A 25,048-nucleotide genomic window follows, 5' to 3' on the forward strand; every position below is an offset into this window, starting at 1 on the left:
GGCCTTCGAACTCCTCGACGTATCCCACCGCCACGGTCTGGCGTAGTCAGTAGCCCACACCCACCAGATCACAAAACCCCACGTCAACACCCCAACCCGTCAACACAGCAGGGGGAACTTCGGTCTAAACACGGTCGCGACACCACCGAGGTGCATCTGCCGAAAACGTGGCCGAACCGGCAGGCCGGGCGGGCCGTCGATCGTCTCGAACTGTGGTGCCACCAGCCGCGCGGCGCCCCTTGAGCTGACTTAGCGAATTACACGCGCCGAACGTCGCCGGATTCAGGTGTGGGTCCTGCGGCTGTCACCACATACCTGGGAGCAGGCGATAGCGAACCTTCTGCGTGTACTCGCGATATCCGTCCAAATCTTTTTGGAGCAGCTTCTCCTCGTCGCGGATGCGCGAGGCGAGCACGATTAGTCCAGGAACGACGAAGACGAGTCCCCAGTAGGAACCGAGTGCAATGGGGATGCCCACCATCATGATCACATTGCCGGTGTACATGGGATGCCGCACCAGCCCGTACACACCGGTAGAGACGACCGTCTGGTCTGCCTCCACCCGGACGGTTGCGGCCGCATAGCTGTTCTGAATGACCACCAGCCCCACCAAACCCAGTCCAACGGCCACCAGAACATCACCAACTAAGCAGATTGCCGTTGGCACCGGAGACCAGCCGAAGCGATGGTCAAGGGCGCTGACCACGACCATTGCTGCCAGCGACAAGTACAAGCCGGCAATAACGATCTTCTGCGCCGTTCGGGTCTCCGCTGTCGGGCCCCCACGCATCCGCGCCTGAAGCGCAACGGGATTCGTACGGAGCAAGTAGATGACGGGGATCCAAGCCGAAACGGCAACCACCACCAGAAAAACCCATGCTTGCCAGTAATTGAACGTGCCTGCCGGGAAAAACAGCATCGAGCCAAACACCACAAACTCAACAAGACCGAATAGCAACAACTTAGGAATGGTTTTCACCGATCCTCCTTCGTCCGTCCGGTACCGCACGCCAACAGCGCACATCGCGGCGCCGGAAAACCGCTACTCCCAGCGTGTCAGTGCCGCACCGATCGCCAGGAGCCACAACCGCGGCGCAGGACTGAAACTACCGCCGCCTACCCGGAGGATGTGCGCGAATGTGTCATTTGCCGCACGCTCGCTACGCAGTATCGCCCCCGGCGACCTCGCAAAGCCTCGGTCAGCTCCGCCCGACTGCTCGCAATGATGGCGGTGCGCGCTTTCCAGTTTGGACACCGGCGGCTAGGTAGGAACGTCATTTCATGGTGGCGAGGTTGTGCCAAAGGTTCTTGAGGCTTTCGGTGCCGCCGAACAGCGTGGTGAAGTTCGTGGAGTCGACGAGCACGATGTGGCCCGCGCGTTGTGCGGTGGGCGGCATCCAGATCAGCGCGTTGAACTCGGTATTACCGACCGCAGTGAACGGGTGCGGCCGGTTCGGGTCGATACGTTGGCGGCCTAGCACACGCACGGAGTCGGTTTCCGGCCCAGTGAGTTCGTAGTGCGGTAGGTGGGGGTGGAAATTGAACGTGGTGACGTTTTCGAGCAGCCGAGGTGTGTCGAGGTCGCGAAACGCGGTCAGCGGCGCAATGCCATTCGTGCCGTCGACTACTGCGGGTCTCAGTCCCCATTTGTTGTGGACTGGGACGTTGAGTGCCTTCATCAGCGAGCGGGAGTACTGACTGAACCGCTGCTGACGCGGCACCAGTGGGTCGCCGTGGTGTCGGTATTCAACCTGCCGCTGTGCGAAATCGTCGCTGAAGCCGACGTCGTGATGCGGTGCCAGTAGCAGGCAGGTTCCTTCCCGTCGCAGCCATTCGCGGACAGCGGCGCTCTCCTCAGGTGCGGCTTCCTGCTCAGACAGGATGTGGTCGAGTCCGAACACCATCAAGGTGTCGGTGTCGGCCAGGACCCGTTCGTCAATCGGAAGCTTGTAGCCCGCCTGGTCGATGCGCTGAAACACGGCGACGCGGTGGCCCGTCGCTTCACCCCCCAACTTCTGAAAGGCCAGCGTTGAGCGGTGGAAGAGCTCCAGCGTTCCGGCGATGCCCTGAAGGAAATGCGCCTCGTCGTACTCCACCGTCTCGTAGCTGGGCCACGACGCATTGCGGACTTCCGTCATAGTCGAGAAGCGGTTGTACAGTGCAGCAGGATCACGTTGGGCTTCCCACGGATAGCTCCACGTCCAGTAAATGCTGATGCGCCGCCGTCCGTTGTGATTTCGGGGGATGTGGCTTTGGTTGTACGTGCGTGCTGGCGTCAGCGTGCTCATGGCATGTCCTCTTAATTGTCGAGCGTGGCCAGGTATCGCAGCGCACCGATGCCTGGGAGGAAGAAGTAGGCACCGCCCTTGAGGGTGGTGAAGGCGGGCAGTCCTTTGAGGATTTTGCGGATCGGCCGGTTGGGGATCGTGTAGTCCAGCGAGCCGTCTTGGGTGCCGACGATGGGGTCGCGTTCGTTGCCCAGTTCGTGGAAGGTGCGGTCGTTGATCCAGACGTTCTGCGCGAACTCGAATTGGCGAATCAGGCTGGCGCAGATGATGAACGCGGCAATCCCTCGGTCCACTCCATCGTCGGGTGCACCCTCTGGTAATGCCGGGCCATAGGTCGCGCCGCGACGGATCATTCTGCGGCGGTTCATATTCACGGCGGTGTCACGCGGGTTGAGACGCCGCGCGTGTGAGCCCAGCGGCACCGCGTAACCCTGGGGGTCCATCTCCTTGTAGTTGAAGTCGTTGTTGCGCGTTGGGTCCGCGCCCAACTCTGGATCATCGTGCTCGGGTGCCAGCACCAGCGGAGCACCGCTGCGCCAGCGGCCCATGAACTTCGCTGCGAGCAACTCCTGCCCTTCGGGTGTGTCTGCGTGTTCGCGCAGATAGTCGCGGAACAGCGCCACATGCTCCTGCAGGCGCCGGTAGGCCATATAGCTGCCGTTGCGGGACAACGCCTCCGGCTGCGGCAGATTCGCGGGCGGCCCATCCTCGTCGGGATAACCCAGGATGAACTCACCCGCCTTGAGCGGTGGCCCCGAGCCCGGCGTGGGCTCTTCGCCGGACCCCTCTATCACGGGCTGCGACAACCGGTCCCGAAAGCCGAAGTGGTCGTGGGCGTAGTTGAACGGCGGGGTCGCGTTCAAATCCAGCACCGAAAGGCTGCGGACGCCAGGACACCGGGCAACCAGCTTGTCGTGCTCTCCGGTGGCCCGGCGATGCTCTGCCTCGGTACGCGCGAACAGGATCGCGACCGCGTGCACGTCATCACCGGCCAGGCCATCTACCCAATGATCGGGGTGATTCGTCCCTGTGTCACCAAGGATGTCGGCGCGGGCCGCCATCCCTTCACGAAACTCCTGGGGGAACGTTGCCAGCGCGGCCTCGTTTACTCCGAGCGCACGTAGACCGTTCCACGTGAACGCCAATGTGACCCACCGCTCCGCATCCTCCATGGTGGCGCGTACATCTGAGGCTGATTGGACCCGATCCACCAATTCGGCCAACCACGCCCGACCCCCCGCAGGGTTATCGAAAGACAGGAACTCGTAGCGCCCCGTCATCGCTGGGGTGCGGGTCAGCAAGATGTGCTGTATGTCGTCGAGTTCGAGCATTGCCCGCACGCGCTTTCGCGCGGCTCACTGCATCTGGTCGAGCATGTCGGAGAACGCCGACTTGAGTCGCAACGCCTTCTTGATCTCGTCGGCTGTCACGTAGGGGTACTCGCCGTACTCCAGGAAGCTGGGGTACTGGTGATCGCGGACGAACTTGACGAAGGACGCCGGGTTTTCCTTCCAATCTTCCGGGAATCCTTCGAGATTCGTGAACACGGTCGTGATGCCGGTTTGGCTGAAGAGCGCCACCGCGTCCTCGGTGTATTTGTCGAAGTCCGTGTCGAAGATGCCCTGGTACTGGAAGTGCAGCCCCGAGCCGACGTCGAACAGCACCCAGCGCAGGTAGTGCAGCCGAAGTGGGGCGAGCACGTCTGGGCTCATGGCGATGGCGTCTTGAATCTGTTTCCCGTAGGCGCGGACAACTTTCTCTCGGCCCTCTTTGACCTTCGCGATGATCGAGAATCCGTAGCACGCCGGTGTCCGGGGATATATCGGACCGTACCGCCCGCGCTCCTGTTGGAAGTAACCCTCTTCAGGGATCGCCAGCGCCGCTGGCTTGGTCCAGTCGTGATCGCTCGCGGACATCTCGGCTCCTCTTCTCGAAGCTGATAGGGCGGACAGTTCCCATGTGCACCGCACGCAGGCCAGAAGAACATGCGGTGTCAAGTGTGAGCGCACATGGTGTGGGCGATCCGCCCGGACGCCGTGTCGGAGGCTTTCGTGTGCACGCCAACGGGCCCGCGTTGCATGGGCGAAACTATTATGCAAGCGTCAAATAGGAAGGTACAGTTTGGAACCGTTATCCGATCGTAATTTTCCCTAGGAACTACTGCCAAGCCCGATGATCGAAGTTGTGCGTGCAGGTGACGGCCGATGTGGCGGTGTCCGCCACCCGTCGTGCGAGCGCGCGTACATGCGTCCAGCGGGTCTTCAGGCAGCGGCGGCAAATCGGTGTCGCATGGCCGAGTCTGGACAGCAAGCGCGACTGATGGGGCGCCGGTTGTTCGCTGTTCCCGGCCAGCCGCAGCGTTCGCAAGTGACCGTCGATGAACTTTAAGGAAACGTTGAAAGGCGGGTGGGCAGCGGGATCCGTTGCTACTTTCGCTGATGGTGTGACCGGAGGTTAGCGATGTCGTATTTGATCGCAGTGCCGGACGCGTTGGCGGCGGCGGCGGCGGATTTGGCCGGTATCGGCTCGTCGATCAATGCCGCTCATACGGCGGCTGCGGCCTCGATCACCACGGTGATTCCCGCCGCTGGTGATGAGGTGTCGGCGGCGATCGCGTCGCTGTTCTCCGGTGTCGCCAAGGACTTTCAGGCGTTAGGTGCCGAGGCGGCGGCGATTCATACCCAATTCGTGCAGGACTTGAGTGCGTCGGGGGGCGCGTATGGGACCGCGGAGGCGACCAACGTGTCGCCGTTGCAGGAAGTGCGGCAGGTCGCGCTGGCGGCGGTCAATGCGCCCGCCCAGGTGATCTTGGGGGGCCCGCTGGTCGGCAACGGCGGTGCTGGGACAGCGACCAGCCCGAATGGCGGGGCCGGTGGGATCTTGTTCGGCAACGGCGGCGCTGGTTATTCCGAGCCGTCTGGCTCCGGTCTACCCGGCGGTAACGGCGGTAACGCCGGGCTGATCGGAAACGGCGGGGCCGGCGGGACCGGCGGGGCCGGTCAGGCCGGTGGGGCTGGTGGGTCGGCGGGTTGGTTCGGTACTGGCGGGGCGGGCGGGGCCGGCGGGGCCGCCACCACCGGCTCCGGCGGGGCTGGCGGTATCGGCGGGGCCGGCGGGGCCGGTGGGCTGATCCTCGGTAACGGCGGGCTCGGTGGGGTCGGCGGGGCCGGCGACGGCGCCGGGGCCGGCGGTAACGGCGGGGCTGGCGGCGCCGGCGGCTATCTCAGCCCTCCCGGCGACGGCGGGGCTGGCGGTGCCAGCACGAGTGGCACCGGCGGCAATGGCGGGGCCGGTGGGGGCGCCAACCTGAGCGGCACCGGTGGCACGGGCGGGGCCGGTGGCAACGGCGCCGTCGGGGGTAACGGCGGCGAGGGCGGTTTTGCGCTCAGCAACGGATTCGGAAACGTCACCGGCGGCGCCGGTGGAGCGGGCGGCACCGGCACGGTCACCGGCGGCGTCGGCGGCCAGGGCGGCACCGGGATTATGGGCGACTACCCCTTTACGACTGTGGACAACGCCACAGGCGGCGTCGGCGGCGAGGGCGGCGCCGGCGGCACCACCGGCGGTGCCGGCGGTGTCGGCGGTATTGCGTACAACTTCGGAACCGGAACGGCCTTCGGCGGCACCGGCGGCGCCGGCGGCACCGGTACCACCGGCGTCGGCGGCAACGGCGGCAACGGCGGCGCCGCCGGCGCCTCTGTCGTGACCAATGCCACGGGCGGGCCCGGCGGGGCCGGCGGGACCGGTACCACCAACGGCTCCAACGGCTCCACCGGCAACGCCGGATCGACATAGCGCGTCGCCTGGCAGGGGCCGGCGGCCCTCCGGAGATCACTCAGATCACCTCCGCGATGGTCGACGTCGCGCGACTCGTAGGCTGAAACCCCATGAACGCCTCCCCGCAGGCACCGATCGAGATATCACCGCTGGCCTGGCTGGACGAGGTGGAGAGGCGGCGCTGCGAGGCCGGGCTGCGTCGCTCACTGCGGCCGCGTCCCGCGGTAGCCACCGAGCTGGATCTGGCGTCCAACGACTATCTCGGCCTGTCACAGCATCCCGACGTGATCGAGGGCGGCGTTGCGGCGCTGCGGGTCTGGGGTGCCGGGGCCACCGGTTCGCGCCTGGTCACCGGCGACACCGAGCTGCACCAGGAGTTCGAGTCCGAGCTCGCCGAGTACGTCGGCGCGTCCGCGGGTCTGCTGTTCTCCTCGGGATACACGGCCAACCTCGGGGCCGTCGTCGGCCTGTCGGGACCAGGTTCGCTACTCGTGTCCGACGCCTATTCGCACGCCTCCCTGGTGGATGCTTGCCGGCTGTCGCGGGCCCGGGTGGTGGTGGCGCCGCACCGCGACGTCGACGCCGTCGATGCGGCGCTGGGCTCCCGCCGCGAGGAGCGCGCCGTCGTCATCACCGACTCGGTGTTCAGCGCCGACGGCACACTGGCTCCGGTCCGTGAACTGCATGAGGTGTGCCGCCGCCACCGCGCGCTGCTCATCGTCGACGAGGCGCACGGCCTGGGGGTGCGCGGCGGCGGGCGCGGGCTGCTGCACGAGCTCGGCCTTGCGGGCGCGCCCGACGTGGTGATCACCACGACGTTGTCCAAGGCGCTCGGCAGTCAGGGTGGTGCGGTTCTCGGGCCGGCGCCGGTGCGTGCCCATCTGATCGACGCGGCGCGCCCATTCATCTTCGACACCGGCCTGGCCCCGGCGGCGGTGGGCGCCGCACGGGCCGCGCTGAAAGTGCTGCGGACCGAAACGTGGCGACCGGAAGCGGTGTTGCGGAATGCCCGCGCTCTGGCCGAAACCTGCGGGGTACCCGAGGTGCCGCAGTCGGCGGTGGTGTCGGTGATCCTGGGCGATCCGGATGTGGCGCTGGCCGCAGCGACCGCCTGCCTCGACGCCGGCGTGAAGGTGGGGTGCTTCCGGCCCCCGACCGTGCCCGCCGGGACGTCGCGGCTGCGGCTGACCGCGCGCGCGTCGCTCGATGCCGCCGAACTCGAATTCGCACGCGGGGTGCTCACGGATGTGCTCGCCGTGACACGCCGTTGACCGTCCTGGTCGTTACGGGCACCGGCACGGGGGTCGGCAAGACGGTCGTCACTGCGGCGCTGGCCTGTCATGCCCGGCAGGTCGGCGTCGACGTGGCGGTGTGTAAGCCCGTCCAGACCGGCACCGACTCCGGCGACGATGACCTCGCCGAGGTGGCGCGGCTATCGGGGGCGACAGAGCTCGCCGGGTTGGCCAGATATCCGCAGCCACTTGCCCCGGCCGCCGCGGCGCAGCAGGCCGGGATGGCGCTGCCCACCCGCGACGAGCTGCTGCAGCTCATTGCCGGCCTCGACCGCCCGGGGCGGTTGACGTTGGTCGAAGGCGCCGGCGGGCTGCTGGTCGAACTCGCCGAGCCGGGCGTCACGTTGCGTGACCTCGCCGTCGAACTGGGTGCCGCGGCTCTCGTTGCGGTCACCGCGGACCTGGGCACCCTCAACCACACCGCGCTGACGCTGGAAGCCCTTGCCGTACAGCAAGTTTCGTGCGCCGGGCTGGTGATCGGCAGCTGGCCGTCTCGCCCCGGTCTGGTGGAGACCTCGAATCGGTCCGTGCTGGCCCGGCTGGCTCCCGTGCGGGCCGTGCTGCCCGCGGGGGCGGGATCGATGGACGCCGCAAAATTCGCCGACATGAGTGCCGCGGCGTTCGACGGTGACTGGGTAAGCACGTTGGTTCGCTGATGGTGCATTCGGTCGAGCTGGTCTTCGACCCCGACACGGAGGCGGCGATCCGTCACATCTGGGAAGACTTGGCCGGCGCCGGAATCCCCAGCCAGGCGCCGGCCAGCCGACCCCACGTGACCCTGACCGTCGCCGAAAACATCGACGCCGACGTCGACGAGCTGCTGAGTCCGCTCAGCCGACGGCTGCCGCTGCGCTGTTCGGTCGGCGCGCCGGTGTTGTTCGGGCGGGCGAACGTCGTGTTCGCGCGGCTCGTGGTCCCGACGAGCGAGCTGCTGGCTCTGCACGCCGAGGTACACCGGCTGAGCCTTCCGCACGTGACGCCCGCGCCGATGGCCAACAGCCTGCCCGGTCAGTGGACCGCACATGTCACGTTGGCCCGCCGGGTCGGTGGCCCTCAACTCGGGCGGGCGCTGCGCATCGCGGGTCGCCCAGCGCAGATCGACGGCCGGTTCGCCGGTCTGCGCCGCTGGGACGGCAACAAGAAGGTTGAGCACCCGATCAGCTGACGCGCTGCCGCAATGTTCGCCGCCCCACGTCGCCCGCGTGGCGTTTGTGCACGTGCGCACCGTTACCCTACTTTGAACACCGTTTAATTCAGGCTGCCATGACCAGGTGGTCGGCCACGGACAAAGACGCAGGGGAGTAGTTCGTGACTCAAGCGGCAACTCGACCGATTACCGACGCCGACAACGCAGACATCCTGGCGGTGGCCCGCCAGCAGGTGCTGGAGCGCGGCGAGGGGCTGGGCCGCGAACAGGTGCTGCAGGTGCTGCAGCTACCCGACGATCGGCTCGAGGAACTGCTCGGGCTGGCCCACGAGGTGCGGATGCGCTGGTGTGGCCCCGAGGTCGAGGTCGAGGGCATCATCAGCCTGAAAACCGGTGGCTGCCCGGAGGATTGCCATTTCTGCTCGCAGTCGGGGCTCTTCGCGTCGCCGGTGCGCAGCGCCTGGCTGGACATTCCCAGCCTGGTCGAGGCGGCCAAGCAGACCGCCAAGTCGGGTGCCACCGAGTTCTGCATCGTGGCCGCGGTACGCGGGCCCGACGAGCGATTGATGGCCCAGGTGGCGGCCGGCATCGAGGCGATCCGCGACGAGGTCGAGATCAACATCGCCTGCTCGCTGGGGATGCTCACCGCCGAGCAGGTGGAGCGGCTTTCGGCGATGGGGGTGCACCGCTACAACCACAACCTCGAGACCGCCCGCTCGTTTTTCACCGACGTCGTCACCACCCACACCTGGGAGGAGCGGTGGCAGACGTTGTCGATGGTGCGCGACGCCGGCATGGAAGTGTGCTGCGGCGGCATCCTCGGCATGGGCGAGACCTTGGAGCAACGCGCCGAATTCGCTGCTGACCTGGCCGAACTCCGCCCCGACGAGGTGCCGTTGAACTTCCTCAACCCGCGGCCGGGTACCCCGTTCGGTGACCTGGAGGTGATGCCGGCCACCGAAGCATTGAAATCGGTGGCCGCTTTCCGGCTGGCATTGCCACGCACCATGTTGCGTTTCGCCGGTGGCCGCGAGATCACCCTGGGCGACCTCGGCGCCAAGCAGGGCATCCTGGGCGGCATCAACGCCGTGATCGTCGGCAACTACCTGACCACGCTCGGCCGCCCCGCCGAGGCGGATCTGGAACTGCTCGACGATCTGCAGATGCCGATCAAGGCGCTCAATGCCAGTTTGTAGGCCGACTTGTAAGAAACTGGGAAGCGTGGCTCGGGATCTGGGCGCTCCGGTCGGCGCCGGCGTCTACAACGTCTACACCGGGGAATTGGGGGGCACCGCGGTGCCGACAGCGGCCCAGTTGGGCCTTGAGCCGCCTCGGTTCTGCGCGGAGTGCGGACGCCGGATGGTGGTTCAGGTTCGTCCCGACGGCTGGCGGGCGCAGTGCTCGCGGCACGGGCAGGTGGACTCGGCCGACCTGGAGGCACAGCGGTGACCGAGCAGGCGGGGCCCGAGACCCCCGAACCTGCCGGCGTCCCCGCCACGTCACGGACGCGCGCGATCGCCACCGCGGCGCTGGGAGCGGCGGCGACCGGCGCGTTGATCGGCGGGCTGTGGGCGTGGATCGCCCCGCCGATCCACGCGGTGGTGGCAATCACTCACGGGGGTGAGCGGGTCCATGACTATCTGGGCACCGAATCCGCGCACTTCTTCGACGCGCCATGCCTGATGCTGGGCTTGTTGACGGCGCTGGCTGTGGTGGCACCGGTGCTGGTGTGGCAGTGGCGCCGGCGTCGCGGGCCGGGGATGGTGATCGGGCTGTCGATCGGCATGGTGATCGTCGCCGCCGCCGCTGCAGCGACGGGGGCGGCGTTGGTTCGGCTGCGTTATGGCGCACTGAACTTCGACGCAATACCGCTGCCGGGAAGCTCATCGGTGGCCTATGTCACCGAGGCGCCGCCGGTGTTCTTTTCGCAGGGGCCGCTGCAGGTGGCGGTGACCCTGATGTGGCCTGCCGCCTTCGCCGCGCTGGTCTATGCCGTGCTTGCCGCCGCCCATGCTCGCGACGACCTGGGGGGTCTTCCGCTAGAGCCTTCGCATGCGCTGCCGATGCAGCCGGAGGCCCCGGAAGCCGCCATCTCCTAGCGGGCTTATAGAGGACCTTATAAAGGACGACGCGGGATCTCCCTGCCGGTGATGACCTTGGCCGCGATCTTGACCAGTCGGGCCATGCCGACGTAGGTCATCGGATGGAACATCGTCGGCCAGGTGGTCCTGATGAGGTGCTCGGTCAGCGGTCGGCGCTCGAACCGGTCGGTGAGCCAGCGAAGCGCCATCGGGGCCGACAGCGGGTGCAAAAGCATGTGTTCGTTGAACGCGTCGCGGTGATAGGTGACCCTGGCGCCGCCGGCCGAGTAGGCGTCGGCCAGCGCGTCGATGTCGTTGACGTCGATGAGGTAGTCGTGCACGGCCTGCACGATCAGCACCGGCGGCGTCGGCACCGCGGCGCCCAGCCTGATGCTGTCGAAGATGTAGGTGATCTCGGGCGTGGACAGGATGTCCTCGAGCGGCTCGTCGAGGTAGTCGCCCATGTCCTTGCCGGCCATCCGGAGGACCGCTTCCACGGTCGTCATCTTCTCCAGCGACTCGAGCAGGGCGCGTCCCTCGTCGTTGGTGTGCTCTTTGATGATGCGGTCCAGGTCGGGGTAGATGTGGGTGAGCGCGGCCACCACCAGCGCGGGCAGACCCGCCAGGAAGCTGCCGTTGAGCCTGCGGAAGGTGTTGCCCAGGTCGCCGACGGGTGACCCCAGCACCGCCCCGACGATGTCCAATTCGGGTGCGTATACGCCACACATTTCGGCGGCCCACGCACTGGCCAGTCCACCGCCGGAGTACCCCCACAGCCCGATCGGCGCCGACGGCGCCAATCCGAGCCGTTCCGAGCTCAGCGCGGCCCGGATCCCGTCCAGCACGCGATACCCGGGCTCGTACGGCGCGCCCCAAGCACCGTGGACACCCTCGTGGTCGGGCACCGAGACGGCCCAACCCTCGGCGACGGCGGCGGTGATCAGGAAAAGTTCGAGCTGGCCTATCGACCCGAGGGCCTTCGCCCTGCGTCGCAGCGCGTAAGACGGGAAACAGCGGGACGACATCGCGTCGATCGCGCACTGGTATGACAGCAGCGGGCAGGGCTGCTCCGGAGCGAGCTCGGCCGGGACGATCACCGTGGTCGCCGTCGCCTCGGGCTCACCGTTCATGTCCATCGTCCGGTAGAGCAGCTGCACGGCTTTGACGGGCTGCGGGATCACGCCCAGAAACGCCAGCTCGACCTCGCGCGAGCGCAGCACCGTGCCCGGCTCGGCGTGCTGAAAGCCGGGCGGCGGCTGGAAGAACGGGTCGTCGGAGGGCAGCAGCGGCCGCACTTTGCGCTGCAGTTCCTCATGCTGCGGGCGGCCGATCCACTCCGCGCCGTGTGTCCCAGCCAGATTGCCGAGTTCAACCATTAAGGATCCCTTCTTGGCTATCCCGCATTCTCGCGCATGAACGGACGGTAGCCAAAACGTAATCGCCGCAATGTGAGCCACTTCTCGTCAGGTTCTGCAGCTCACCGGCGGTGCTGTTGCCGCCCAATCTACCCGGCGCGTCACGGGTTGGAATGCTCGTCGGCCCTGCTCGGCGGCATTCAAAGCCAACTCAAAGCTGGCCGGGTGGCCGAAACGCCGCGAATTCGTCGGTAACCCGCAGCTGAGAGTCGGTGAAGTGGTACAGCGCCGCCGGCCGCCCACCGCTGCGGCCGGACTGCGCGATGGTGCCGGTCTGGGTGATGACTCCGCGCCGGGCCAAAACCCGTTGCAGATTCGTCGCGTCGACCTGGTAGCCCAGCACGGCGCCATATATATCACGCAAGGTCGACAACGCGAATTCCCTTGGTGCCAAAGCGAAACCGATGTTGGTGTACGACATCTTGGCGACCAGCCTGGCGTGCGCGTGTGCCACCATCGGGCCGTGATCGAACGCCATCGGTGGCAGCGAACTCACCGGATGCCAGCGGGTGTCCGGCGGCAGCTCGGGGGTGGCGGGGGAGGGCACCAGACCCAGGAAGGTCGACGCGATCACCCGGGTGCCCGGTACCCGGTGCGGGTCGGAGAACGCTGCGAGTTGCTCCAGGTGCGCCAGCTCTTTCAGGTCGACCTTTTCGGCCAGTTGGCGGCGCACCGATGTGGTCAGGTCCTCGCCGTTGCGCAGCCGCCCACCCGGCAGCGACCATGCACCTTTTTGCGGATCGCGGGCACGCTGCCATAACAGCACGTTAAGCTGCGGTTTCTGTGTTCGAGAGGCCCCCTTAACCTGCTCAGTTACCTGGCGAACCTGGAACACGACGGCAAGCACTTCGTGGGCGGTGCTAATATGGGGCATGTTTTCGATTGTAAGTCGAAAACCTCCTGGCCGAAAGGAGTCGCCGTGACGATGGTGAGTCGCATGGACATGCTCGCCGAAGACATGCTTGCTGACGTCACCAATTCGTCTGCCGGCTATGCCGGTGTGGACGGGGACGCGCAGTGGGCCGCCGAGATTCGCCGACTTGCCAAGTTGCGCGGGGCCACCCTGCTCGCACACAACTACCAGCTGCCCGCCATCCAGGACGTCGCCGACTACGTCGGGGATTCGCTGGCGCTGTCGCGGATCGCCGCCGACGCGCCCGAGGACACCATCGTGTTCTGCGGCGTGCATTTCATGGCCGAGACCGCCAAGGTCCTCAGCCCGGACAAGACCGTGCTCATTCCGGATCAGCGGGCCGGATGCTCGCTCGCCGACTCGATCACTCCCGACGAACTGCGCGCCTGGAAGGACGAGCACCCCGGTGCCGTAGTCGTCTCCTACGTCAACACCACAGCCGCGGTGAAGGCGCTCACCGACATCTGCTGCACCTCGTCCAACGCGGTCGAGGTGGTCGAATCCATCGGCCCGGACCGCGACGTCTTGTTCTGCCCGGATCAATTCCTGGGCGCCCATGTCCGTCGAGTGACAGGCCGCAAGAACCTGCACGTGTGGGCCGGCGAATGCCACGTGCACGCCGGCATCAACGGCGACGAGCTCACCGACCAGGCCCGGACCAATCCCGATGCCGAACTCTTCGTGCATCCCGAATGCGGTTGCGCCACTTCGGCTTTGTATCTCGCAGGGGAGGGCGCCTTCCCGCCGGACCGGGTGAAGATCTTGTCCACCGGCGGGATGCTCGAGGCCGCCAATCAGACGCACGCGCGCAAGGTTCTGGTCGCCACCGAGGTCGGCATGCTGTACCAGCTGCGCCGGGCGGCGCCGCGAGTCGACTTCCGCGCGGTCAACGACCGCGCCTCCTGCAAGTACATGAAGATGATTACCCCCGCGGCCCTGTTGCGCTGCCTCGTCGAGGGTGCGGACGAAGTCCACGTCGACCCCGACATCGCGGCAGCGGGCCGGCGCAGCGTGCAGCGGATGATCGAAATCGGCCAGCCGGGCGGCGGCGAATGATGGCCCGTCCCGTTTGGACCGATACAGCCGACGTCGTCGTAATCGGCACCGGCGTAGGAGGATTGGCCGCTGCGCTGGCCGCCCATCGCGCCGGCCGCAATGTCGTCGTGCTGTCCAAGGCGGATCAGGCGCACGGGGTGACCGCGACCCACTATGCACAAGGCGGCATCGCGGTGGTGCTGCCGGACAATGACGACTCAGTCGAGGCCCACGTCGCCGACACCCTGGCCGCGGGCGCGGGCCTGTGCGATCCCGACGCGGTGTGCTCGATCGTCGCCGACGGCTACCGCGCGGTGTCTGAATTGGTCGGTGCCGGAGCGCGATTCGACGAATCGGTGCCGGGCCGTTGGGATTTGACGCGCGAAGGCGGACACTCGCGGCGCCGCATCGTGCACGCCGGCGGTGACGCCACCGGCGCCGAGGTCCAGCGTGCGCTCGACCACGCCGCGGCCATGCTGGACATCCGCACCAGCCACGTGGCCCTGCGTGTGCTGCACGACAACACCCTGGGTGAGGAACGGGTGACCGGGGTGTTGGTCGGCAACCAGGACGGATATGGGATCGTCAGCGCGCCCTCGGTGATCCTGGCCTCCGGCGGGCTGGGACACCTCTACGGCGCGACCACCAATCCCGACGGTTCCACCGGTGACGGAATCGCGTTGGCGTTGTGGGCCGGCGTCGCGGTCAGCGATCTCGAGTTCATCCAGTTCCACCCGACCATGCTTTTTGGCGCCGGTGGCGGCCGCCGCCCGCTGGTCACCGAGGCCATCCGCGGTGAGGGTGCGATGTTGCTTGACGGGCAAGGTAATTCGGTCACAGCAGGTGTTCACCCAATGGGCGATCTGGCGCCACGCGACGTCGTGGCGGCGGCCGTCGACGCGCGGCTGAAGGCCACCGGCGATCCGTGCGTCTTCCTCGACGCGCGCGGCATCGAGGGCTTCGAGTCCCGTTTCCCCAATGTCACCGCCGCGTGCCGGGCCGCCGGCATCGACCCCGTCCTTCAGCCCATCCCGGTCGTTCCGGGCGCGCACTACAGCTGCGGTGGCGTCGTCACCGACGTGTACGGCCAGACCGAGCTGCCCGGGCTGTTCGCCGCGGGCGAGGTGGCCCGCACCGGGATGCACGGCGCAAACCGGTTGGCGTCCAACAGCCTGCTGGAAGGCCTGGTGGTCGGAGGGCGGGCCGGAAAGGCTGCGGCCGCCCACGCCGCGCCGGCCGGACGTCCCCGCGCAGTGCCTTTCAAGGCGGCCGAGCCGATCACCCACACCGCATCGACACGCGGCGAACTGCAACGCGCGATGAGCCGGGACGTCTCGGTGGTGCGCGACTTAGCCGGGCTAAACCGGTTGTCCGACGAGCTGTCTCAGGCACGGGTTCGCAACGTGACCGGCCGTCGCGATTTAGAGGACGTCGCGCTGACGGTGACCGCCCGGGCGGTGACCGCGGCGGCTTTGGCGCGCGGCGAAAGCCGGGGTTGCCACCACCGTGCGGAGTACCCGGACGCCGCGCCGGAACAAGCCCGCAGCAGTGTGCTGCGACTGGCCGAGGACCAGAACTCGGTGCTGGTGGGGGCGCTGGCGGCGGTGGGGTGACGATGCTGTCCGACTGCGAACTGGACGCGGCTCGGGACACCATTCGGCGTGGTCTGCAGGAGGATCTGCGCTACGGCCCCGATGTCACCACGCTGGCCACGGTGCCCGCGGGGGCGGTGGCCACGGCGTCTATGGTGCCTCGAGAGCCGGGTGTGATCGCCGGGGTGGACGTCGCGTTGCTGGTCCTCGACGAGGTGCTCGGTGCCGGCGGTTATCGGGTGCTCGATCGCGTCGAAGACGGTGCCCGGTTGCAGCCGGGTGAGTCGTTGTTGACGGTCCAGGCGGAGACCCGTGGCCTGTTGACCGCGGAGCGAACCATGCTGAATCTGGTCTGCCACCTGTCCGGGATCGCCACGGCGACCGCGGCCTGGGTCGACGCCGTGCAAGGCACCAAGGCCAAGATCCGTGATACCCGCAAAACGCTGCCCGGCCTGCGGGTGCTGCAGAAATATTCGGTACGGGTCGGCGGGGGCGTCAACCACCGCCTGGGGCTCGGCGACGCGGCACTGATCAAGGACAACCACGTCGTGGCCGCGGGATCGGTGGTCGAAGCGCTACGGGCGGTGCGCGAAGCCGCACCCGATCTGCCGTGCGAGGTCGAAGTGGACTCCCTCGAGCAGCTTGATGAGGTGCTGGCCGAAAAGCCCGAACTGATCCTGCTGGACAACTTCCCGGTGTGGCAGACACAGATGGCCGTGCAGCGACGGGACGCCCGGGCACCCGCCGTCCTGCTCGAATCGTCCGGTGGGCTCAGCCTGGACACCGCGGCGACCTACGCCGCAACCGGTGTGGACTACCTTGCCGTCGGTGCGCTGACCCACTCGGTGCGCGCGCTCGACATCGGCCTGGATATGTAGGGCTAGCGACGTAGCAACGTGCGGGCGGCGGGCTTGGCGGCGTTAAGCGCTTCCGCATCACCGGAGATCCGGGAGAGGATCAGTGCTCCCTCGATCAGTGAGATCACCCCAATCGCAACCTGTTTCGCTTCTGTCGCAGGCCACCCTTCGGAGCGCAGCCGATCTTCGACCGCGACACACCAACTCTTGAAGGCGCGCGCCGACGCGGAGCGGACGGCCGGACTCGCGTTCACCGACTCGGTGGCGATCGGTTCGATTGGGCAGCCGTCGCGCTGGTCGCCGGCCAGCCCCGCCGCCAGCAGGTCGACCCACCGGTCGACGATGTCGGGCACCGATCGGTCCGAGGCCAGAAACCGACGCAGCAGTTGCTCGATGCCGGTCCCCTCGCTGTCGACGACTGCGGCGGCCAACTGCTGCTTGCCCTGCGGGAAGTGGTGGTACAGCGAACCGGGTTTGACGCCGGCCTCGTCCAGGATCTGGTTGAGTCCGGTCGCGGCATACCCCTGGCGGCGGAACAGGGTGGCGGCGTTGTCGATCAGCGCTGCGCGGCTGCGGTCTGGTCTCGGCACGGTATTGACTTTACTTGAGTGATCACTCAAGAATGCTGAGATGAGACAGCTGACATTTGAAGAGGCCGGGCGATACGCGTGGCGCGAGGTGCCCGAACCGGAAATCACCGCGCCGGAGCAGGCGCTGGTCAGGCCCCTGGCGGTGGCCTGTTGCGACCTCGATGTTGCGGTCGCGCACGGCCGCGCGCCGCTGCCACCCGGGTACGCGGTCGGCCACGAGGGCCTTGCTGAGGTCGTCGCGGTCGGCGACAGCGTGCGCAGCGTGCGGGCCGGCGACCGCGTGGTCGTCCCGTTTCAGATCAGTTGCGGCAACTGCCGTGAATGCAGGCGCGGCGCCACGGGCTCATGCGGTTCGGTGCCGCTGATGGCGGCATACGGCATGGCCCCGATTGCCGGCCTGGACGGCGGCGGCTTCATGTCGGATCTGGTGCACGTGCCCTACGCCGACGCGATGCTGATTGGGGTTCCTGACGCCATCGAACCTGTGGCCATCGCGTCGCTGTCGGACAACATCCCCGACGGCTGGCGCGCCGTCGGGCCCTACGCGGCGGAATTGGCCCGGCTTGAGCCGGCCGATCGCCGCGTCCTGGTGGTCGGGCGGCTGTCGATCGGTTTGTACGCGGCGGCCGTCGCGGCGGCGCTGGGAGCCCACGTCGACTACGTCGACACCGACCCGCAGCGGCTGGCGGCCGCCGAAAAGCTCGGCGCAGTTGTCCACGATCAGGTCAAACCCGACAAGTCGTGGGATCGCTACCCCGTCACCGCGCATACCTCGGCCGATCCGTCGTTGCTGGCCGCCACGCTGCGCGCAACCTGGCCAGACGGCGTGTGCACCGACACCGGTATCTACTACCAACCCTCCGTCGAGATGCCACTGCTGCCCATGTACACCCGTGGCGTGAGGTTCGTCACCGGACGGGTGAATGCGCGTGCGGCCATCCCCGAGGTGCTGCAACTGCTGGCCGGCGGATGCGACCTGTCGCCGGCTGTCGACCGCGTCGTGTCGTGGGAGGACGCGCCTGCGGTCTGGCCCACGATGACCGGCAAGACCGTCTTCACCAGGGCATAGGCCGCGGGCGGCTCAGGCGATATCGCCGACGAAAACCCCGACCCGGCGCACCTGCGCGCGCGCCATGAACGGCAGGCCCTGAACGTCGGGGCCCTTGGAGCCGGCCGGCACGATCCGCGTGTTGGTGATGTGCACCTGACGGTGGCGGCCGAGTTGCACGTCAGCTTCGCCGGCGGCCAGCACGTTTTTGACCCAGTTCGTCTTCCCGTGGGCCAGCGCGATCGCCAGCACGTTGCCCTTGCGGTAAGTGGTCACGATGGTTTCGTACGGTTTACCGGAGGCGCGCCCGCGATGCTTGATGGTCGCGGCCCCGGGCATATAGCGCACGATCGGTTTGAGCGCCCGGTTGAGGTATTTGATCTGAAAACGCTCGAACCAGGGCGGGAACACCATCGGGACGCCCGGGGCGTTATTCGGGTGATCCTTTGCGGACATGGCGGCTCCCTGAGTTGCTGACGCGCGGAATGCCTCTTTACCGGCACTGTACCGGTCGGATAACGACTTGAGCTGCTCTGGGACAATGGAGACCATGAGCACCGCCCAACCGTCACCGATGGCCCGCATCGACCTGCGGGGCGTTGAGTTGACGGCCGCCCGACTGCGGGCGGCGCTGCCGCGCGGTGGCGCCGATGTGGAGACCGTGCTGCCCGCGGTGCGGCCGATCGTGCAGGCCGTCGCCGAGCGCGGCGCCGAGGCGGCGTTGGAGTTCGGGGCGTCGTTCGACGGCGTTCGGCCCGCGGCCGTGCGGGTACCGCAAGGCGCGCTGGAGGCGGCGCTGGCCGGACTGGAGCCCGAGGTCTCCGAGGCGCTGCAGGTGATGATCGAACGAACCCGCGCCGTGCATGCGGATCAGCGGCGCTCCGACGTCACCACCAGGCTCGGCCCGGGCGCGACGGTCACCGAGCGATGGGTCCCCGTCGAGCGGGTGGGCCTATATGTGCCGGGCGGCAACGCGGTGTACCCGTCCAGCGTGGTGATGAACGTGGTGCCGGCGCAGGCCGCCCGCGTCGGCTCACTGGTGGTGGCCAGCCCACCGCAGGCCCGCTTTGACGGCTTGCCGCATCCGACGATCCTGGCCGCTGCCCGGCTGCTGGGGGTCGACGAGGTGTGGGCGGTGGGCGGCGCGCAGGCGGTGGCACTGTTGGCCTACGGCGGCACCGACACCGACGGCTCGGAATTGGCGCCGGTCGACATGATCACCGGGCCCGGCAACATCTACGTCACCGCCGCCAAGCGACTGTGCCGCTCGCGGGTGGGTATCGACGCCGAGGCCGGGCCGACCGAGATCGCCATCCTGGCCGACCACACCGCCGACCCGCGGCACGTGGCCGCGGACTTGATCAGCCAGGCCGAGCATGACGAGATGGCCGGCAGCGTCCTGGTGACCCCAAGCCTCGACCTGGCCGCCGCCACCGAAGCCGAATTGGCCGACCAGCTGCAAACGACGGTGCATCGCGAACGGGTGACGGCCGCGCTAAGCGGACGCCAATCGGCGATCATCCTGGTCGACGACCTGGACGCCGGCGTCAAGGTCGTCAACGCTTACGCCGCTGAACATCTGGAAATCCAAACTGCCGATGCGTCCCGCGTCGCCGGCCAAATACGTTCGGCCGGAGCGATTTTCATCGGTCCTTACTCGCCGGTTAGCCTTGGCGATTACTGCGCCGGATCCAACCACGTGCTGCCAACCGCGGGCTTTGCCCGCCATTCCAGCGGCCTGTCGGTGCAGACATTCCTGCGCGGCATCCACGTCGTCGACTACACCGAGGCGGCCCTCAAAGACGTCTCCGGACACGTTGTCACTCTGGCCAAGGCCGAAGACCTGCCGGCGCACGGCGAGGCGGTACGGCGGAGGTTCGAGCGATGACAGCATCCGAGGCATCCAATAAAAGGCCCACGCTCGAGGACCTACCGCTGCGCGACGATCTGCGTGGCAAGTCCCCCTACGGTGCACCGCAATTGGCGGTTCCGGTGCGGCTGAATACCAACGAGAACCCGCACCCGCCGACCAAGGCGCTGGTCGACGACGTGGTGCGCACGGTGGCCGAGGCGGCCGCAGACCTGCACCGCTACCCCGACCGTGACGCGGTAGCGCTGCGCGGTGATTTGGCCGGCTACCTCACCGCGCAAACCGGCGTCCAACTTGGTGTCGAAAACCTCTGGGCCGCCAATGGTTCCAACGAGATCCTGCAACAGCTGCTGCAGGCGTTCGGTGGGCCCGGGCGCACCGCGATCGGGTTCGCCCCGTCGTACTCGATGCACCCGATCATCTCCGATGCGACCCGCACCGAATGGCTCGAAGCCGCCCGAGCCGACGACTTCAGCCTCGACGTCGATACGGCCGTCGCCGCGATCAGCGACCGCAAGCCGGATGTGGTGTTCATCGCCAGCCCCAACAACCCGTCCGGACAAAGCGTTTCGCTGCCGGACCTGCGACGATTGCTCGACGTGGTGCCGGGCATCTTGATCGTCGACGAGGCGTACGGTGAGTTCTCCTCGCAGCCCAGTGCGGTGACGCTGGTGCATGAGTATCCGACCAAGCTCGTCGTGACCCGCACCATGAGCAAGGCGTTTGCCTTCGCCGGCGGCAGGCTGGGGTATTTGGTCGCCACGCCGGCGATGATCGACGCGATGCTGCTGGTGCGGCTGCCGTATCACCTGTCGTCGGTCACCCAGGCCGCGGCCCGGGCCGCGCTGCGGCACGCCGACGACACCCTCAGCAGTGTCGCGGCGCTGATCGCCGAACGCGAACGCGTCACAACGGCCCTGACCGGCATGGGCTTTCGGGTGATCCCGAGCGACGCCAACTTCGTCCTGTTCGGAGAATTCGCCGACGCGCCGGCAACCTGGCAGCGCTATCTGGACGCGGGCATCTTGATCCGCGACGTAGGGATCCCGGGCTACCTGCGTGCCACCACGGGACTGGCCGACGAGAACGATGTGTTCCTGCGGGCCAGCGCCCAGATCGCGGCCACCGAATTGGCCCCAGCCACCCCAATAGGAGCCCCGTGACCACTATCGCGACGCGTCGCGCGCGTATTGAACGCCGCACCAAGGAATCCGACATCGTCGTCGAGCTCGACCTCGACGGCACCGGGCAGGTTCACGTCGATACCGGTGTGCCGTTCTACGACCACATGCTGACGGCGCTCGGCAGCCATGCCAGCTTCGACCTGACCGTGCGCACCAAGGGCGACGTGCAGATCGAAGGGCACCACACCATTGAGGACACGGCCATCGCGCTGGGCCAGGCAATCGCGGAGGCCCTGGGCGACAAGAAGGGCATCCGCCGGTTCGGCGACGCGTTCATCCCGATGGACGAGACGCTGGCCCACGCCGCGGTCGACGTGTCCGGCCGGCCCTATTGCGTGCACACCGGGGAACCGGATCACCTGCAGCACACCACCATTGCCGGTAGCTCGGTGCCGTACCACACCGTCATCAACCGGCACGTGTTCGAGACGCTGGCGGCCAACGCCCGCATCGCGCTACATGTCCGCGTCCTGTACGGGCGCGACCCGCACCACATCACCGAGGCGCAGTACAAGGCCGTGGCCCGCGCCTTGCGGCAAGCGGTCGAGCCCGACCCACGGGTGTCGGGCGTGCCGTCGACCAAAGGCGTTCTGTGACGCCAAAAACGGTGGTGGTGCTCGACTACGGCTCGGGCAATCTTCGGTCCGCGCAACGCGCGCTGCAGCGCGTCGGTGCGTCGGTCGAGGTGACGGCCGATGCGGGCGCCGCGGCGGCCGCCGCCGGCCTGGTGGTGCCCGGGGTCGGCGCTTTCGAAGCTTGCATGACGGGCCTGCGCAAAATCGAGGGCGAGCGGATCATCGCCGAGCGAGTCTCCGCAGGACGCCCGGTGCTGGGGGTTTGCGTCGGCATGCAGATCTTGTTCGCCCGCGGCGTCGAATTCGGGGTGGAGACCAAAGGGTGCGGGCAGTGGCCGGGAGCCGTCACCCGGCTGGATGCTCCGGTGATCCCGCACATGGGCTGGAATGTGGTGAATTCCGGGCCGGGCAGCGCGCTGTTCAAGGGGCTGGACGCCAACGCCAGGTTCTACTTCGTGCACTCCTACGCCGCGCAGCACTGGGAAGGTTCGTCCGAGGCGGTCCTGACGTGGGCCACCCACCAAGTGCCGTTTCTGGCCGCGGTGGAGGACGGCCCGCTGGCCGCCACCCAGTTCCACCCCGAGAAAAGCGGGGATGCAGGTGCGGCCATTTTGAGCAATTGGGTTGAGGGACTGTAGAGATGCCGCTGATTTTGTTACCCGCCGTCGACGTGGTCGAAGGCCGTGCCGTGCGCCTGGTGCAAGGCAGGGCCGGCAGTGAAACCGAGTACGGCTCGGCGCTTGACGCCGCGCTGGGCTGGCAGCGCGACGGGGCCGAATGGATCCATCTGGTCGACTTGGACGCCGCGTTCGGCCGCGGCTCCAACCGCGAACTGCTTGCCGAGGTGGTGGGCAAGCTCGACGTGCAGGTGGAGCTGTCCGGCGGGATTCGCGACGACGATTCCCTGGCCGCGGCGTTGGCCACCGGGTGTGCTCGGGTCAACCTGGGGACGGCGGCCTTGGAGAACCCGCAGTGGTGCGCGCGGGCAATCAGCGAGCACGGCGACAAGGTCGCCGTCGGGTTGGACGTCCAGATCGACAAAGGCAATCCAGCCGGCGAGCACCGGTTGCGCGGACGCGGGTGGGAAACCGACGGTGGCGACCTGTGGGATGTGCTGGAACGCCTTGACAAGCAAGGGTGTTCGCGATTCGTGGTCACCGATGTGACCAAGGACGGCACGTTGGGCGGACCCAATCTCGACCTGCTGGCTTGCGTGGCCGATCGCACCGAAGCCCCGGTGATCGCGTCCGGCGGAGTGTCCAGCCTGGACGACCTGCGGGCCATCGCCACTCTCACCGACCGTGGGATCGAGGGCGCCATAGTGGGCAAAGCCCTCTACGCCGGGCGGTTCACCTTGCCGCAGGCCCTGGCCGCGGTAAGGGCGTAGCCCGGTGGACCTGAACGCGATGGTGTCCCCGTTGGTTGACAGGGCATCGGTCATCTTGGACGCAGCCGTGCCGCAATTCCTGGCGGGCCACCGCGCCGATTCGGCGGTTCCCAAAAAGGGCAACGACTTCGCCACCGAAGTCGATCTTGCTATCGAGCGACAGGTCGTCTCCGCTTTGGTCGCGACTACCGGAATCGGCGTGCACGGCGAGGAGTTCGGTGGCAGCGACGTCTACTCGCCGTGGGTGTGGGTGTTGGATCCCGTCGACGGCACGTTCAATTACGCCGCCGGATCGCCGATGGCCGCCATTCTGCTGGCCCTGCTGCGTGAGGGCGATCCGGTGGCGGGCCTGACCTGGCTGCCGTTCACCGACGAGCGCTACACCGCCGTCGCGGGGGGCCCGCTGATGAAAAACGGTGCACCACGACCATCGTTGGCCCCCGCGGAGCTTGCCGACAGCCTCGTCGCGGTCGGAACTTTCAGCGCCGACTCGCGGGGCCGGTTCCCGGGACGTTATCGGCTGGCGGTGCTGGAGAATCTGAGCCGGGTGTCGTCACGGTTGCGCATGCACGGTTCTACCGGGATTGACCTTGTCTACGTTGCGGACGGAATACTCGGTGCGGCAATCAGTTTCGGTGGTCATGTCTGGGACCACGCCGCGGGCGTGGTACAGGTGAGGTCCGCGGGAGGCATTGTCACCGACCTGGCCGGTCAACCGTGGACTCTCGCCTCGCGGTCGGTGGTCGCCGCAGCACCCGGCGTGCACGGCGAGATCCTCGACATCCTGCGCAGCACAGGCGAACCGGAGGACTACTGAGATGTACTCGGGTATCGGCTTGGCCGTGCGCGTGATCCCGTGCTTGGACGTCGACGCCGGGCGGGTGGTCAAGGGGGTCAATTTCGAAAACTTGCGGGACGCCGGTGATCCGGTGGAGCTGGCGGCGGCCTATGACGCCGAAGGCGCCGACGAGCTGACCTTCCTCGACGTGACCGCGTCGTCGTCGGGCAGGGCAACGATGCTGGAGGTGGTGCGCCGCACCGCCGAGCAGGTGTTCATCCCGCTGACCGTCGGCGGCGGGGTGCGCACCGTGGCCGACGTCGACGTGCTGCTGCGCGCCGGCGCCGACAAGGTCGCGGTCAACACCGCCGCCATCGCCCGCCCCGACCTGCTGGCAGAAATGGCAACCCAATTCGGCTCCCAGTGCATCGTGTTGTCCGTCGACGCCCGTAGGGTGCACACTGGATCGGCGCCGACACCGTCGGGCTGGGAGGTCACCACCCATGGAGGCCGCCGCGGCACCGGGATCGACGCGGTCGAGTGGGCGGTGCGCGGCGCCGATCTTGGGGTGGGGGAGATCCTGCTGAACTCCATGGACGCCGACGGCACCAAAGCCGGGTTCGACCTGCCGATGCTGCGCGCGGTCCGCGCGGCGGTGACGGTGCCGGTGATCGCCAGCGGCGGCGCCGGGGCGGTGGAACACTTCGCGCCCGCGGTCGCCGCCGGTGCGGATGCGGTATTGGCGGCCAGCGTCTTTCACTTCCGGGAGCTGACGATCGGCCAGGTGAAGGCCGCCATGGCGGCAGAAGGGATCACGGTGCGATGACGCTCGACCCGAAGATCGCCGCGCGCCTGAAGCGCAACGCCGAAGGACTATTCACCGCCGTGGTGCAGGAGCGCGGCACCGGCGACGTGCTGATGGTCGCCTGGATGGACGACAAGGCACTGGCCCGCACGCTGGAAACCCGTGAGGCCACCTACTATTCGCGATCCCGCGCCGAACAGTGGGTCAAGGGAACGACTTCCGGCCACACCCAGCACGTGCATTCGGTCCGACTGGACTGCGACGGCGACACCGTATTGCTGACGGTCGACCAGGTCGGCGGCGCCTGCCACACCGGCGACCACAGCTGCTTCGACGCCGACGTGCTGTTGGAACCCGAAAGTTAGCCCTGAACTAGGGCGTGTCTGACAAAAGTTTCGGGTGTTGTGCCTGAGG

The 25,048-nt window shown here is 67.6% G+C and carries 27 protein-coding genes; 19 read left to right on the plus strand and 8 right to left on the minus strand.

Annotated features, from left to right (window positions below):
* Window positions 1-304 precede the first annotated feature (304 nt).
* The 4 genes from ACLP4W_RS00515 to ACLP4W_RS00530 form a co-directional block, all read right to left on the minus strand.
* Complete coding sequence (locus ACLP4W_RS00515; protein WP_442383061.1) at window positions 305-979, minus strand: methyltransferase family protein; 675 nt, start codon at window positions 977-979, stop codon at window positions 305-307.
* Between the two features lie 295 nt (window positions 980-1,274).
* Window positions 1,275-2,288 carry a hypothetical protein gene (locus ACLP4W_RS00520; RefSeq protein ID WP_442383063.1) on the minus strand — a complete coding sequence of 338 codons (1,014 nt, stop codon included), beginning with the start codon at window positions 2,286-2,288 and terminating at the stop codon, window positions 1,275-1,277.
* Window positions 2,289-2,299: 11 nt separating this feature from the next.
* Window positions 2,300-3,619: a Dyp-type peroxidase gene (locus tag ACLP4W_RS00525; protein ID WP_442383065.1), complete on the minus strand. Its 1,320-nt coding sequence runs from the start codon at window positions 3,617-3,619 to the stop codon at window positions 2,300-2,302.
* Between the two features lie 24 nt (window positions 3,620-3,643).
* Window positions 3,644-4,204, minus strand: coding sequence for a hypothetical protein (locus ACLP4W_RS00530; protein ID WP_442383067.1), 561 nt, complete (start codon window positions 4,202-4,204; stop codon window positions 3,644-3,646).
* 544 nt (window positions 4,205-4,748) lie between these two features.
* On the opposite strand from ACLP4W_RS00530, the gene ACLP4W_RS00535 reads away from it, so the two are divergent.
* From ACLP4W_RS00535 to ACLP4W_RS00565, 7 genes are all read left to right on the plus strand, one after another.
* Entirely contained in the window at window positions 4,749-6,083 is a 1,335-nt protein-coding gene (locus ACLP4W_RS00535; protein ID WP_442383069.1) for a PE family protein, read from the plus strand.
* A gap of 92 nt (window positions 6,084-6,175) precedes the next feature.
* On the plus strand, window positions 6,176-7,336 hold the full coding sequence (locus tag ACLP4W_RS00540) for an 8-amino-7-oxononanoate synthase (protein ID WP_442383071.1): 1,161 nt from the start codon (window positions 6,176-6,178) through the stop codon (window positions 7,334-7,336).
* Complete coding sequence (gene bioD / locus ACLP4W_RS00545) at window positions 7,333-8,013, plus strand: dethiobiotin synthase (RefSeq protein ID WP_442383073.1); 681 nt, start codon at window positions 7,333-7,335, stop codon at window positions 8,011-8,013. The genes ACLP4W_RS00540 and bioD overlap by 4 nt, the downstream gene beginning before the upstream one ends.
* A complete protein-coding gene (locus ACLP4W_RS00550) occupies window positions 8,013-8,522 on the plus strand; it encodes a 2'-5' RNA ligase family protein (RefSeq protein ID WP_442383075.1) in 510 nt (169 codons plus the stop codon). Before bioD ends, ACLP4W_RS00550 begins: the two co-directional genes overlap by 1 nt.
* A gap of 143 nt (window positions 8,523-8,665) precedes the next feature.
* Window positions 8,666-9,700 carry a biotin synthase BioB gene (gene bioB / locus ACLP4W_RS00555; protein ID WP_442383077.1) on the plus strand — a complete coding sequence of 345 codons (1,035 nt, stop codon included), beginning with the start codon at window positions 8,666-8,668 and terminating at the stop codon, window positions 9,698-9,700.
* Window positions 9,687-9,953, plus strand: a complete 267-nt coding sequence (bsaP, locus tag ACLP4W_RS00560) for a biotin synthase auxiliary protein BsaP (RefSeq protein WP_442383079.1) — start codon at window positions 9,687-9,689, stop codon at window positions 9,951-9,953. The genes bioB and bsaP overlap by 14 nt, the downstream gene beginning before the upstream one ends.
* Before the next feature lie 65 nt (window positions 9,954-10,018).
* The gene (locus ACLP4W_RS00565; protein WP_442383122.1) at window positions 10,019-10,603 is read left to right on the plus strand and encodes a DUF2567 domain-containing protein; all 585 of its coding nucleotides are present in this window, start codon (window positions 10,019-10,021) and stop codon (window positions 10,601-10,603) included.
* Between the two features lie 17 nt (window positions 10,604-10,620).
* Here the strand turns inward: ACLP4W_RS00565 and ACLP4W_RS00570 are convergent, their stop codons facing one another.
* Window positions 10,621-11,961, minus strand: coding sequence for a lipase family protein (locus tag ACLP4W_RS00570; RefSeq protein ID WP_442383081.1), 1,341 nt, complete (start codon window positions 11,959-11,961; stop codon window positions 10,621-10,623).
* Window positions 11,962-12,151: 190 nt separating this feature from the next.
* Window positions 12,152-12,874 (minus strand): NUDIX hydrolase, encoded by a 723-nt coding sequence (locus tag ACLP4W_RS00575; protein WP_442383083.1) that lies wholly within the window; start codon window positions 12,872-12,874, stop codon window positions 12,152-12,154.
* Between the two features lie 63 nt (window positions 12,875-12,937).
* Between ACLP4W_RS00575 and nadA the strand changes: the two genes are divergently transcribed.
* From nadA to nadC, 3 genes are read left to right on the plus strand one after another with little or no spacing between them, the layout of a single operon-like run.
* Window positions 12,938-13,969, plus strand: coding sequence for a quinolinate synthase NadA (gene nadA, locus ACLP4W_RS00580; protein WP_442383124.1), 1,032 nt, complete (start codon window positions 12,938-12,940; stop codon window positions 13,967-13,969).
* A complete protein-coding gene (locus tag ACLP4W_RS00585; RefSeq protein ID WP_442383085.1) occupies window positions 13,969-15,561 on the plus strand; it encodes an L-aspartate oxidase in 1,593 nt (530 codons plus the stop codon). The genes nadA and ACLP4W_RS00585 overlap by 1 nt, the downstream gene beginning before the upstream one ends.
* A 2-nt stretch (window positions 15,562-15,563) precedes the next feature.
* Window positions 15,564-16,418: a carboxylating nicotinate-nucleotide diphosphorylase gene (gene nadC / locus ACLP4W_RS00590; RefSeq protein ID WP_442383126.1), complete on the plus strand. Its 855-nt coding sequence runs from the start codon at window positions 15,564-15,566 to the stop codon at window positions 16,416-16,418.
* A 2-nt stretch (window positions 16,419-16,420) separates the two neighbouring features.
* Here nadC and ACLP4W_RS00595 read toward each other — a convergent pair whose 3' ends face one another.
* The gene (locus tag ACLP4W_RS00595; RefSeq protein WP_442383087.1) at window positions 16,421-16,987 is read right to left on the minus strand and encodes a TetR/AcrR family transcriptional regulator; all 567 of its coding nucleotides are present in this window, start codon (window positions 16,985-16,987) and stop codon (window positions 16,421-16,423) included.
* A 40-nt stretch (window positions 16,988-17,027) separates the two neighbouring features.
* Between ACLP4W_RS00595 and ACLP4W_RS00600 the strand changes: the two genes are divergently transcribed.
* Entirely contained in the window at window positions 17,028-18,056 is a 1,029-nt protein-coding gene (locus tag ACLP4W_RS00600; RefSeq protein ID WP_442383089.1) for an alcohol dehydrogenase catalytic domain-containing protein, read from the plus strand.
* Between the two features lie 12 nt (window positions 18,057-18,068).
* Here ACLP4W_RS00600 and ACLP4W_RS00605 read toward each other — a convergent pair whose 3' ends face one another.
* Window positions 18,069-18,491, minus strand: coding sequence for a nitroreductase family deazaflavin-dependent oxidoreductase (locus ACLP4W_RS00605; RefSeq protein WP_442383091.1), 423 nt, complete (start codon window positions 18,489-18,491; stop codon window positions 18,069-18,071).
* An 85-nt stretch (window positions 18,492-18,576) separates the two neighbouring features.
* Here ACLP4W_RS00605 and hisD point away from each other — a divergent pair, with 85 nt between their 5' ends.
* From hisD to hisI, 8 genes are read left to right on the plus strand one after another with little or no spacing between them, the layout of a single operon-like run.
* The gene (hisD, locus tag ACLP4W_RS00610) at window positions 18,577-19,923 is read left to right on the plus strand and encodes a histidinol dehydrogenase (RefSeq protein WP_442383093.1); all 1,347 of its coding nucleotides are present in this window, start codon (window positions 18,577-18,579) and stop codon (window positions 19,921-19,923) included.
* Window positions 19,920-21,068 carry a histidinol-phosphate transaminase gene (locus tag ACLP4W_RS00615; protein WP_442383095.1) on the plus strand — a complete coding sequence of 383 codons (1,149 nt, stop codon included), beginning with the start codon at window positions 19,920-19,922 and terminating at the stop codon, window positions 21,066-21,068. The genes hisD and ACLP4W_RS00615 overlap by 4 nt, the downstream gene beginning before the upstream one ends.
* Entirely contained in the window at window positions 21,065-21,685 is a 621-nt protein-coding gene (hisB, locus tag ACLP4W_RS00620; RefSeq protein ID WP_442383097.1) for an imidazoleglycerol-phosphate dehydratase HisB, read from the plus strand. Before ACLP4W_RS00615 ends, hisB begins: the two co-directional genes overlap by 4 nt.
* Window positions 21,682-22,302 carry an imidazole glycerol phosphate synthase subunit HisH gene (gene hisH / locus ACLP4W_RS00625; RefSeq protein ID WP_442383099.1) on the plus strand — a complete coding sequence of 207 codons (621 nt, stop codon included), beginning with the start codon at window positions 21,682-21,684 and terminating at the stop codon, window positions 22,300-22,302. Before hisB ends, hisH begins: the two co-directional genes overlap by 4 nt.
* A gap of 2 nt (window positions 22,303-22,304) precedes the next feature.
* Window positions 22,305-23,051: a bifunctional 1-(5-phosphoribosyl)-5-((5-phosphoribosylamino)methylideneamino)imidazole-4-carboxamide isomerase/phosphoribosylanthranilate isomerase PriA gene (gene priA / locus ACLP4W_RS00630; protein WP_442383100.1), complete on the plus strand. Its 747-nt coding sequence runs from the start codon at window positions 22,305-22,307 to the stop codon at window positions 23,049-23,051.
* A gap of 19 nt (window positions 23,052-23,070) precedes the next feature.
* Window positions 23,071-23,868, plus strand: coding sequence for an inositol monophosphatase family protein (locus ACLP4W_RS00635; RefSeq protein ID WP_442383128.1), 798 nt, complete (start codon window positions 23,071-23,073; stop codon window positions 23,866-23,868).
* A 1-nt stretch (window position 23,869) separates the two neighbouring features.
* Entirely contained in the window at window positions 23,870-24,655 is a 786-nt protein-coding gene (gene hisF / locus ACLP4W_RS00640; protein ID WP_442383102.1) for an imidazole glycerol phosphate synthase subunit HisF, read from the plus strand.
* The gene (gene hisI, locus ACLP4W_RS00645) at window positions 24,652-24,999 is read left to right on the plus strand and encodes a phosphoribosyl-AMP cyclohydrolase (protein ID WP_442383104.1); all 348 of its coding nucleotides are present in this window, start codon (window positions 24,652-24,654) and stop codon (window positions 24,997-24,999) included. Before hisF ends, hisI begins: the two co-directional genes overlap by 4 nt.
* Window positions 25,000-25,048: the final 49 nt, after the last annotated feature.

It is taken from the genome of Mycobacterium sp. (assembly GCF_052145595.1).
In the GTDB taxonomy this organism is placed as follows: domain Bacteria; phylum Actinomycetota; class Actinomycetes; order Mycobacteriales; family Mycobacteriaceae; genus Mycobacterium.

Coding starts and splice junctions, on each gene's coding strand:
- ACLP4W_RS00520 (WP_442383063.1), bottom strand. CDS start 2,288: ATGAGCACGCTGACGCCAGCACGCACGTACAACCAAAGCCACATCCCC.
- ACLP4W_RS00525 (WP_442383065.1), bottom strand. CDS start 3,619: ATGCTCGAACTCGACGACATACAGCACATCTTGCTGACCCGCACCCCA.
- ACLP4W_RS00530 (WP_442383067.1), bottom strand. CDS start 4,204: ATGTCCGCGAGCGATCACGACTGGACCAAGCCAGCGGCGCTGGCGATC.
- ACLP4W_RS00535 (WP_442383069.1), top strand. CDS start 4,749: ATGTCGTATTTGATCGCAGTGCCGGACGCGTTGGCGGCGGCGGCGGCG.
- ACLP4W_RS00540 (WP_442383071.1), top strand. CDS start 6,176: ATGAACGCCTCCCCGCAGGCACCGATCGAGATATCACCGCTGGCCTGG.
- ACLP4W_RS00550 (WP_442383075.1), top strand. CDS start 8,013: ATGGTGCATTCGGTCGAGCTGGTCTTCGACCCCGACACGGAGGCGGCG.
- bsaP (WP_442383079.1), top strand. CDS start 9,687: ATGCCAGTTTGTAGGCCGACTTGTAAGAAACTGGGAAGCGTGGCTCGG.
- ACLP4W_RS00570 (WP_442383081.1), bottom strand. CDS start 11,961: ATGGTTGAACTCGGCAATCTGGCTGGGACACACGGCGCGGAGTGGATC.
- ACLP4W_RS00575 (WP_442383083.1), bottom strand. CDS start 12,874: ATGCCCCATATTAGCACCGCCCACGAAGTGCTTGCCGTCGTGTTCCAG.
- nadA (WP_442383124.1), top strand. CDS start 12,938: ATGGACATGCTCGCCGAAGACATGCTTGCTGACGTCACCAATTCGTCT.
- ACLP4W_RS00585 (WP_442383085.1), top strand. CDS start 13,969: ATGGCCCGTCCCGTTTGGACCGATACAGCCGACGTCGTCGTAATCGGC.
- nadC (WP_442383126.1), top strand. CDS start 15,564: ATGCTGTCCGACTGCGAACTGGACGCGGCTCGGGACACCATTCGGCGT.
- ACLP4W_RS00600 (WP_442383089.1), top strand. CDS start 17,028: ATGAGACAGCTGACATTTGAAGAGGCCGGGCGATACGCGTGGCGCGAG.
- ACLP4W_RS00605 (WP_442383091.1), bottom strand. CDS start 18,491: ATGTCCGCAAAGGATCACCCGAATAACGCCCCGGGCGTCCCGATGGTG.
- hisD (WP_442383093.1), top strand. CDS start 18,577: ATGGAGACCATGAGCACCGCCCAACCGTCACCGATGGCCCGCATCGAC.
- ACLP4W_RS00615 (WP_442383095.1), top strand. CDS start 19,920: ATGACAGCATCCGAGGCATCCAATAAAAGGCCCACGCTCGAGGACCTA.
- priA (WP_442383100.1), top strand. CDS start 22,305: ATGCCGCTGATTTTGTTACCCGCCGTCGACGTGGTCGAAGGCCGTGCC.
- ACLP4W_RS00635 (WP_442383128.1), top strand. CDS start 23,071: ATGGTGTCCCCGTTGGTTGACAGGGCATCGGTCATCTTGGACGCAGCC.
- hisF (WP_442383102.1), top strand. CDS start 23,870: ATGTACTCGGGTATCGGCTTGGCCGTGCGCGTGATCCCGTGCTTGGAC.
- hisI (WP_442383104.1), top strand. CDS start 24,652: ATGACGCTCGACCCGAAGATCGCCGCGCGCCTGAAGCGCAACGCCGAA.